Origin of the sequence: Pengzhenrongella sp. (assembly GCF_036565025.1) — a bacterium.
Lineage (GTDB): Bacteria > Actinomycetota > Actinomycetes > Actinomycetales > Cellulomonadaceae > Pengzhenrongella.
Genome location: NZ_DATCNW010000290.1, coordinates 1 through 9,255 on the forward strand (window position 1 = coordinate 1; position 9,255 = coordinate 9,255).

At 67.6% G+C, this 9,255-nt stretch carries 8 protein-coding genes; 5 read left to right on the forward strand and 3 right to left on the reverse strand.

Annotated features, from left to right (window positions below):
- Positions 1-555 precede the first annotated feature (555 nt).
- Positions 556-2,013, reverse strand: a complete 1,458-nt coding sequence (locus VIM26_RS16875; protein WP_331953262.1) for an NAD(P)/FAD-dependent oxidoreductase — start codon at positions 2,011-2,013, stop codon at positions 556-558.
- Positions 2,014-2,154: 141 nt separating this feature from the next.
- Positions 2,155-2,844 (reverse strand): SDR family NAD(P)-dependent oxidoreductase, encoded by a 690-nt coding sequence (locus VIM26_RS16880; RefSeq protein ID WP_331953264.1) that lies wholly within the window; start codon positions 2,842-2,844, stop codon positions 2,155-2,157.
- On the opposite strand from VIM26_RS16880, the gene VIM26_RS16885 reads away from it, so the two are divergent.
- From VIM26_RS16885 to nrdF, 5 genes are all read left to right on the forward strand, one after another.
- Positions 2,832-3,902 carry a helix-turn-helix transcriptional regulator gene (locus tag VIM26_RS16885; protein WP_331953266.1) on the forward strand — a complete coding sequence of 357 codons (1,071 nt, stop codon included), beginning with the start codon at positions 2,832-2,834 and terminating at the stop codon, positions 3,900-3,902. The two genes, VIM26_RS16880 and VIM26_RS16885, sit on opposite strands and share 13 nt — an antisense overlap.
- A 390-nt stretch (positions 3,903-4,292) precedes the next feature.
- Entirely contained in the window at positions 4,293-4,532 is a 240-nt protein-coding gene (nrdH, locus tag VIM26_RS16890; RefSeq protein WP_331953268.1) for a glutaredoxin-like protein NrdH, read from the forward strand.
- Between the two features lie 55 nt (positions 4,533-4,587).
- Positions 4,588-5,007: a class Ib ribonucleoside-diphosphate reductase assembly flavoprotein NrdI gene (gene nrdI / locus VIM26_RS16895; RefSeq protein WP_331953270.1), complete on the forward strand. Its 420-nt coding sequence runs from the start codon at positions 4,588-4,590 to the stop codon at positions 5,005-5,007.
- Positions 4,974-7,121, forward strand: coding sequence for a class 1b ribonucleoside-diphosphate reductase subunit alpha (nrdE, locus tag VIM26_RS16900; protein ID WP_414696506.1), 2,148 nt, complete (start codon positions 4,974-4,976; stop codon positions 7,119-7,121). The genes nrdI and nrdE overlap by 34 nt, the downstream gene beginning before the upstream one ends.
- 99 nt (positions 7,122-7,220) lie before the next feature.
- Positions 7,221-8,195, forward strand: a complete 975-nt coding sequence (gene nrdF / locus VIM26_RS16905; RefSeq protein ID WP_331953272.1) for a class 1b ribonucleoside-diphosphate reductase subunit beta — start codon at positions 7,221-7,223, stop codon at positions 8,193-8,195.
- A gap of 392 nt (positions 8,196-8,587) precedes the next feature.
- Here nrdF and VIM26_RS16910 read toward each other — a convergent pair whose 3' ends face one another.
- Positions 8,588-8,902 carry a hypothetical protein gene (locus VIM26_RS16910; RefSeq protein ID WP_331953274.1) on the reverse strand — a complete coding sequence of 105 codons (315 nt, stop codon included), beginning with the start codon at positions 8,900-8,902 and terminating at the stop codon, positions 8,588-8,590.
- Positions 8,903-9,255 lie beyond the last annotated feature (353 nt).

Genomic DNA, 9,255 nt, shown 5'->3' on the forward strand with positions numbered 1-9,255 from the left:
AGGAGGGGCCTCAACCGCCGCAAGCGGCGAGGCAACGAACGTCGTGTCGGGCAGATCTCATGACCGCCAGCGGGCAACTTTCATGTCCGCCACCGGGCAACTATTTGGCCGCCTCCGGGAAGTTTCTCGTGTCCGCTGTCAATGAGCGCCACCGACTTCCCGATTCGACGCGGTCCGGTGAGCACAATCAGCCGTCCGTCGGGCGCTTGAGCGGCCACATCATCGAGAATCGTGGCACGGTAGCCAAGGTCGGTGGCGGCACGCTCTCGCAGCAGTCGGTGCGTGGAGGTCCAAGCCGTCGGGTCCGTCCCGGCGGCTGCGCTGGCCCACCAGGGGTTGGCCACGGCCAGCGTCCGGCGGATCTCGTCATCCCTCATAGGTGGGAACCTACCCAGAGACGTGCCAAAAGGTGGGGGGTTCCGAGGTGCCCGACGTTCCAAATCACGGGTGGTTCACCCTAGCGAGTCGTTCCAAACACCTAGGGGTCTGGGTCTGGCGAACAGGCAGACCCTCTCGCACCCCACCGGTCGTTCGTTGCGCACCGGGAGTCGACTTCTATCCGCTTGACCCGAACTTCTTGCGTAGCACGTGCCTGGCTGCGTACCAGCCGCTGAGGCCGTGCACGCCGGGGCCGGGCGGGGTGGACGCCGAGCAGAGGTAGACGCCGTCGACGCCTGTCGCGTACGGGTTCATCCATGGTGTCGGGCGGGCGACCATCTGCCAGGGGGTGATCGCGCCGGCACCGATGTCGCCGCCGATGTAGTTGGCGTTGTGGCTGCTCAGCTGCGCCGCCGGGACGCACCGCGAGGCGACGACGACATCCCGGAAGCCGGGCGCGAACCGTTCGACCTGCGCGACGACGGCGTCCGTCACGTCGACGTCGGACCCGGCGGGGACGTGCGCGTAGGTCCACAGCGGCCGGAGCCCGCCGGCGATCCGGCCCGGGTCGTGCACGGCCGGGTCGCTTGCCAGCACCATCGGCCGCTCGGCGTGCCGGCCCGCCGCCACGGACGCCTCCGCCGTCGCCATCTGCACGCGCGTGCCGCCCACATGCACCGTCCCGGCCCGCCCGACGTCGGCGTTCGCCCACGGGACCGGGCCGCCCAGCACGAAGTCGACCTTCGCCGCCCCGTTCCCGTACCGGAACCCCGCAAGGGCCCGCGCGGCCCCGGACGGGACCCGGGCGCCGAACACGTCCAGGAACGTCCGCGGGGTCGTGTCGAACAAGTACGCGGTCGCGCGGGGCAGGTCCCCGGGCGTGCGGACCCGGTGACCGGTCACCACGCGTCCGCCGTGCGCCGCCAGCTCGTCGCGCAGCGCGTCGATGATCGATTGGGAGCCGCCGCGGGGCAGGGGCCAGCCGCCGTCGGCATGGGCCAGGGTCCCGAGCAGCAGCGCGGTGCCCGCCCCGGCCAGGGACGGCAGGGGAGTGCTGGCGTGCGCGGCGACGCCGGTCAGCAGCGCCGACCCCACCTCGGAGCGAAAGCTGCCCTGCCACCTGCGCGTGCCCTGCTCGAGCACCGCGAGCGCGAGCCGCACCGCGGTGGGCACCCCGCCCGGCAGCAGGCCCGCCGGCAGGTGCCGCTTGTCGCTGAGGGTGAGGGCGACCAGGTCGGGCCACCGGTCCACCAGCGGCGCGAACAGCCCACGCCACGCGGGGCCGTCGACGCCGAGCGACTCCACGGTGCGCGACAGGTCGCGAAAGGCGAGGCCGGCCCGGCCGCCGTCGAGCGGCTGGGCGTAGGAGACCTCCGGGACGACAAGCTCGACCCGCTCGGCCAGCCCCAGCTCGCGGAAGAACGGCGAGGCCCAGGCGAGCGGATGCACCGCCGAGCACACGTCGTGCAAGATCCCGTCGGCGAGGCCCAGGTCGAGGGTCCGTGCGCCGCCCCCGACCGTGTCGTTCGCCTCGAGCACGAGCACCTCGAGCCCAGCCCGGGCCAGCGTGACCGCCGCCGCCAACCCGTTCGGCCCCGACCCCACCACAACCGCGTCGACCCCCTGATCTGCCACCCGACGACCGTACCCACCGCCCGCCCTCCCACGGCCCACGGCCCACGGCCCACGGCCCACGCAGACTGCGCACATCGCCGTCCCCTGCGCACATCGGATGTGCGCAGAAGACGGCGATGTGCGCAGTCTGCGGTCGAAGGGTTACCAGGCGACGGTTCCGGCCGAGTCGAAGTAGCCGCCGGTCGGGCCGTCGGCGCCGATCTGGGCCATCCGCACGATGATCTCGGCGCCCTGCTCGATCGTCTGGTGACCGCTGTGCCCGTTGAGGTCGGTCGCGGTGTAGCCGGGGTCGACCGCGTTGACCTTGATCGCCGGGAACGCCTTGGCGTACTGCGAGGTGAGCATGTTCACGGCGGACTTGGACGAGTTGTAGTCCAGCGAGCGGATCGTCGACTCGAACCGCGCGGGGTCGGTAGTGACGGCCATCGAGCCCAGACCGCTGCTGACGTTCACGACGACGGGCGTGTCGGCGGCCTCGAGCAGCGGCAGGAAGGCGTGCATGACCCGCACGACGCCGAAGACGTTGGTGTCGAAGACTCGCTGGATGTCCGGGCCGGTCGTGTCGGCGGGCGAGGTTCCCCCGATGATGCCGGCGTTGTTGACCACATCCAGGTGTCCGACCTGGTCGCGGACCGTCGCCGCAGCCGCGGCGTCGGAGTCGTCGTCGGTGACGTCGATCAGCAGCAGCCGGGCTCCGACCTCGTCGGCCGCCCGCTGCCCGCGCTCGGCGTCGCGCGCTCCGAGGTAAACGGTGTGCCCCGCCGCGATCAGCTGACGGACGGTCTGCAGGCCGAGCCCCTTGTTTGCTCCGGTGATCAGTGTTGTTGTCATGCGCCCAGCGTCGTCGGCGCGGCCGGGCGCAGGAAGGGCCCGGGTCAGCCGAGGGACCAGCAGTACCAGGCTCGGACGGGTCGAAATCGCCGGATCGCCAGGAACACCGACTCGATGAGCGACGATCCGCGCGCAACCGACCCCGACGATCCGCGCGCAACCGACCCCGGCGACCCGCGCGCGGCCGGACCCGGCGATCCGCGCGGAACCGGACCCGGCGAGCTGGGCGTCGCCTGCACCGCTGGCGGGACCGGGTCACCCCGGTCGCCGTCGGGCTGCCGGCGGGGGGACCTCGTCGGGCGGTCGGCCTTCGGCGCGAGGAGCTGGCGCTGCTCGCGGGCATCTCGGTCGACTACATCGTCCGCCTCGAGCAGGGCCGGGCGACGACGCCGTCGGTCCAGATCCTCGGCGCCCTGACCCGCGCGCTGCGGCTGTCGGAGTCGGAGCGCGAGCACCTGTACCTGCTCGCCGGCCAGCCGGTGCCCTCCACCGGGCAGATCTCGGCGTACATCCCGCCGGGTGTGCCGCGGCTGCTCGACCAGTTGCAGGGCACGCCCGTCAGCGTCTGCGACGCGGGCTGGAACCTGATCACCTGGAACCCGCTGTGGGCCGCGCTCGTGGGGGACCCGTCCGAGCGGCGCGGACGCGAGCGCAACGTCGTCTGGTCCCATTTCGCCGGTCGGCCCACTCGTATCGGCCACACGCCCGAGCAGGAGGCCAGCTTCGAGGCCGCCATGGTCTCCGACCTCAGGTCGGCGAGCGCCCGGTACCCGGCCGACGACGACCTGCGCTCGCTCATCGCCGAACTCCGCTCCGTCAGCACCAGGTTTGCGCAGCTGTGGGACGCCTTCGCCGTCGGCTTCCACGGGTCGGCCACCAAGACCGTGCACCACCCCGACCTCGGGGACCTCGCCCTCGACTGCGACGTGCTCACCGCGGCCGGGAGCGATCTGCGGATCGTCGCCCACACGGCCGCCCCCGGCAGCGAGGCCGCCGGCAAGCTCCGGCTGCTCGCCGTCGTCGGCACCGAGACGATGGCGCCCGACCCCGCCCACTGACCACCGCCGCGCCGGTGCGTCGTGCGGCGGCAGGGAGTCCGAGGTGCGCCATCCCACACCGCCGCGACCAGGTCGCCCGCCGGGACGATGCGTCCACGGGCGAGCAGGAGCGGGAACAAGTCGGCGGGCAGGCGGGTTCCCTCGACGGGCCGACCGTCGATCACGAGGGCTCCGAGCGCGCTGATCTGCACCGGGACAGCATCTCTCACCGGTGTGCGCCGGCGAGCGCCGACGGGTCCCAGATGCCTACCACAGGTCAGGGCAGATGCGCACGAACTACACCGTTGAAACACCAAGTGTTGTGGTCCCTTGCGCGACAGACCACTAGGTGTAGTGTTTGAGGACCGCCTAAGGCGGAGCGCACACCGCGCACCTGAACTTGGGGGAACGATGAGTATCACCGTCTACAGCAAGCCTTCGTGCGTCCAGTGCACGGCGACCTACCGTTCGCTCGACAAGCTCTCGCTGCCGTACACGGTCGTGGACATCGCCGCGGATCCCGCAGCACGTGACTACGTCATGTCGCTCGGTTACCTGCAGGCGCCCGTCGTGGTCGTCGACGACGAGCACTGGTCGGGCTACCGTCCGGGTAAGATCGCCGCCCTCACCGAGCGCGCCGCGGTCGCCTGACGCGAGCCGAGCACCACGCCCCCTTCGCGGGGGCTTCGAGGAGGGTCCACGCACGATGAGTTCGCTGGTCTACTTCTCGAGCACCTCCGAAAACACGCACCGGTTCGTCGAAAAGCTCCAGATCCCTGCGCAGCGCATCCCGCTGCGGCCGGCCGACGAGTTTCTGCACGTCGATGAGCCGTACGTCCTGGTGGTCCCGACCTACGGTGGGGGCCACGAGGGCGGCGCCGTCCCGCGGCAGGTGCGGAAGTTCCTGAACGACGCGCACAACCGGTCGTTGCTCCGCGGCGTCATCGCGGCCGGCAACACCAACTTCGGCACCGCGTACTGCATCGCCGGCACGATGATCGCCGCGAAGTGCGACGTGCCGTACCTGTACGGCTTCGAAATTCTCGGCACCCCGCAGGACGTCACCCGCGTCCGTGATGGATTGGACCAGTTTTGGCAACGACAACGGCAGCAGATACCGGCGTAGACGCGGGGCTCGATTACCACGCGCTCAACGCGATGCTGAACCTCTACGGCCCGAACGGCGAGATCCAATTCGACAAGGACAAGGCCGCGGCGCACCAGTACTTCCTGCAGCACGTCAACCAGAACACGGTCTTCTTCCACAACCTCAAGGAGAAGCTCGACTACCTGGTCGAGAACAAGTACTACGAGCCGGAGGTCCTGGCCAAGTACGACGCCGCCTTCGTCAAGACGCTGTTCAAGCTCGCGTACTCGAAGAAGTTCCGCTTCCAGACGTTCCTCGGCGCGTTCAAGTACTACACCTCGTACACGCTGAAGACCTTCGACGGGAAGCGTTACCTCGAGCGCTTCGAGGACCGCGTCTGCATGGTCGCGCTGACCCTCGCCGACGGGAACGAGGAGTCCGCGCTCAACATCGTGGAGGAGATCATCGCGGGCCGGTTCCAGCCGGCCACGCCGACCTTCCTCAACTCGGGCAAGGCCCAGCGCGGCGAGGCGGTGTCCTGCTTCCTGCTGCGCATCGAGGACAACATGGAGTCCATCGCGCGCGGCATCAACTCCGCGCTGCAGCTCTCCAAGCGCGGCGGCGGTGTCGCCCTGCTGCTCTCCAACGTCCGCGAGCACGGCGCGCCGATCAAGCACATCGAGAACCAGTCGTCGGGCGTCATCCCCGTGATGAAGCTGCTCGAGGACTCGTTCTCCTACGCCAACCAGCTCGGCGCGCGCCAGGGCGCCGGCGCGGTGTACCTGCACGCGCACCACCCGGACATCCTGCGGTTCCTGGACACCAAGCGGGAGAACGCGGACGAGAAGATCCGCATCAAGACGCTCTCCCTCGGCGTGGTGATCCCGGACATCACCTTCGAGCTCGCGAAGAACAACGAGGACATGTACCTGTTCTCGCCGTACGACGTCGAGCGCGTGTACGGCAAGGCGTTCGCGGACATCAACGTCACCGAGAAGTACGCCGAGATGGTCGACGACGGGCGCATCCGCAAGTCGAAGATCAAGGCGCGCGAGTTCTTCCAGATCCTCGCCGAGATCCAGTTCGAGTCCGGGTACCCGTACCTCATGTTCGAGGACACGGTGAACCGCGCGAACCCGATCGCCGGCAAGATCACGCACTCGAACCTGTGCTCGGAGATCCTGCAGGTCGCGACGCCGTCGACCTACAACGAGGACCTGTCCTACAGCCACATCGGCAAGGACATCTCCTGCAACCTCGGCTCGCTGAACATCGCGCTCGCGATGGACTCCCCGGACTTCGCCAAGACGGTCGAGACGGCCATCCGCGCGCTCACCGCGGTCTCGGACCAGACCAGCATCGAGTCGGTTCCGTCGGTCAAGCGCGCGAACGAGGGCGGTCACGCCATCGGGCTGGGCCAGATGAACCTGCACGGCTACCTCGCCCGCGAGCGGATCCACTACGGGTCCGCCGAGGGCCTGGACTTCACGAACCTGTACTTCTACACGGTGGCCTACCACGCGATCCGGGCGTCGAACCGGCTCGCCATCGAGCGCGGCAAGTCGTTCGAGGGCTTCGCGGACTCGACCTACGCCAGCGGGGAGTACTTCACGAAGTACACCGAGCAGGTCTGGGAGCCGGCCACGGCGCGCGTCGTCGAGCTCTTCGCCGCGGCCGACGTGCAGATCCCGACCCAGGACGACTGGCGCGAGCTGTCCCGGTCCGTGCAGGAGCACGGGATCTACAACCAGAACCTGCAGGCCGTCCCGCCCACCGGGTCGATCTCATACATCAACAACTCGACGTCGTCGATCCACCCGGTCGCGTCGAAGATCGAGATCCGCAAGGAGGGCAAGATCGGGCGTGTGTACTACCCGGCGCCTTTCCTGACGAACGACAACCTCGAGTACTACACCGACGCGTACGAGATCGGCTACGAGAAGATCATCGACACGTACGCCGTCGCCACCCAGCATGTGGACCAGGGCCTGTCGCTCACGCTGTTCTTCAAGGACACTGCCACCACACGCGACATCAACAAGGCCCAGATCTACGCCTGGCGCAAGGGCATCAAAACCCTCTACTACATCCGCCTGCGCCAGCTAGCCCTAGAAGGCACCGAGGTTGACGGCTGCGTCAGCTGCATGCTCTAAGACCAACCTCCGCCGAGAGTGGAGTAACCGCCCCAGGAAAGGGTTTTCCAAGGGCGGTTACTCCACTCTCGGCGACTATGTAGAACGGAAGTAGTGCGCATGTCGGAGAAGCTGCCTTTGATCAGCCGGGTCTCGGCCATCAACTGGAACCGGGTCCCGGACGAGAAGGACGCGGAGGTCTGGGACCGGCTGGTCGGTAACTTCTGGCTGCCCGAGAAGGTGCCGCTGTCCAACGACATCCAGTCCTGGGCCACCCTGACACCCGCCGAGCAGCAGCTCACGATGCGCGTCTTCACCGGCCTGACGCTGCTGGACACGATCCAGGGCACGGTCGGCGCGGTGAGCCTCATCCCTGACGCGATCACCCCGCACGAAGAGGCGGTGTACACGAACATCGCGTTCATGGAGTCCGTGCACGCGAAGTCGTACTCCTCGGTCTTTTCCACGCTGTGCTCGACGCGCGAGATCGACGACGCGTTCCGCTGGTCCGAGGAGAACCGGAACCTGCAGCGCAAGGCCGAGATCGTCATGGACTACTACCGCGGCGACGACCCGCTCAAGCGCAAGGTCGCCAGCACGCTGCTCGAGTCGTTCCTGTTCTACTCCGGCTTCTACCTGCCGATGTACTGGTCCTCGCGAGCCAAGCTCACGAACACCGCCGACCTGATCCGGCTGATCATCCGGGACGAGGCCGTGCACGGGTACTACATCGGCTACAAGTTCCAGAAGGGGCTCGAGAAGCTCAACGAGGCCGAGCGCGCGGAGATGAAGGACTACACCTTCGAGCTGCTCTTCGAGCTCTACGAGAACGAGGTCGAGTACACCCAGGACCTGTACGACGGCGTCGGCATGACCGAGGACGTCAAGAAGTTCCTGCGCTACAACGCCAACAAGGCCCTGATGAACCTGGGCTACGAGGCGCTGTTCCCCAAGGACGAGTGCAACGTGAACCCGGCGATCCTGTCCGCACTGAGCCCCAACGCCGACGAGAACCACGACTTCTTCTCGGGTTCGGGCTCCTCGTACGTGATCGGCAAGGCTGTCAACACCGAGGACGACGACTGGGAGTTCTGACCGGTGTGAAGTGACAACGAACGTGGCACTTTTGACAAGATCGTTGGCACAGTGACAACTGACTTTGCCCAGTGCCAACGAACTTGTCACAAGCTGCCGCCATGCACCGTCCGCAGGGCGGTGGGGATGTTCGGGCGGATCTGGTCCAGGTCGAGGGTGACCGTTCCTCGCGGCGCAGACCGGTAAACACAGCAGGTAGACGATCGCCCGGTCCCTGATGAGAACAGCACTTGAGGACCGCTAAGCGATGTCGAGGGACTCGGGCGTCGAGGTCGCCGACGACCCGGCACGTGGCGACAGTTGACGAATGTTGATGTGGATGAACCACGAGGGCCCGCGTGGGGCGTGATCCCACGAGTCACCTCCGGCGCAGGCGACTTGCCGATTCAGCGTCAGAGGGACGACTGGCCCATGTAGAGAGAAAAGAACACAGGTAAGGCAAGCCAACCAGCAGTACCGATGCCGCCCGCCCAGACAGCTATTGCAAGGTTGTGAAGCTTCCGACGCCAAGCAACATAACCGGCAACGCTCAACACCGCGGCCGGAAGACCACACCAGAAGAGTGTGCCCAGAAATGGGTCCGCAGTCGGCCCTCCAACGAATACGCCAACGATCCAGACCCAGACGAGGACGAACAAAATGGATAGGACTGCGGCAGCCGAGACATAGGCAATCGATGCGCTGCGGCGGACGGGGCTCTGGTCCATGCCATCAACCGTAGTCATCGTCCGAGCCGCTCATGGCCTATGGAGCATGAAGTACCCGGACCAACCCCCGGAGGAAGCCCACGGCTTCGCTCGGAGCGCTCTGGGTTGTGTCTGCACCGAAGGCTTGGCCGCAACGACGCGTTCCAGCGCAAAGCGACCGCTATGCGCCGACTCCCCTCCGCCCGAGTGGGGGCCTGACCCAATGGTCGTAACTTAGGACCCCCTGCCAGTCGCCCCCGAGCGGGGATCCTCCTCTGGATCCCGCCTGCGTGGACCTCAAGTTACGTCCATTGCGTGCGGGCCCGCCCCGAGCGGGAGCGATCCAGTTTTGGGAAGGTTTGGTGCGCCAGACG

Bases quoted from the DNA above. Each gene is read 5' to 3' on its own strand.
- VIM26_RS16880 (WP_331953264.1), bottom strand. From the start codon at position 2,844: ATGACAACAACACTGATCACCGGAGCAAACAAGGGGCTCGGCCTGCAG.
- nrdH (WP_331953268.1), top strand. From the start codon at position 4,293: ATGAGTATCACCGTCTACAGCAAGCCTTCGTGCGTCCAGTGCACGGCG.
- nrdI (WP_331953270.1), top strand. From the start codon at position 4,588: ATGAGTTCGCTGGTCTACTTCTCGAGCACCTCCGAAAACACGCACCGG.
- nrdF (WP_331953272.1), top strand. From the start codon at position 7,221: ATGTCGGAGAAGCTGCCTTTGATCAGCCGGGTCTCGGCCATCAACTGG.
- VIM26_RS16910 (WP_331953274.1), bottom strand. From the start codon at position 8,902: ATGGACCAGAGCCCCGTCCGCCGCAGCGCATCGATTGCCTATGTCTCG.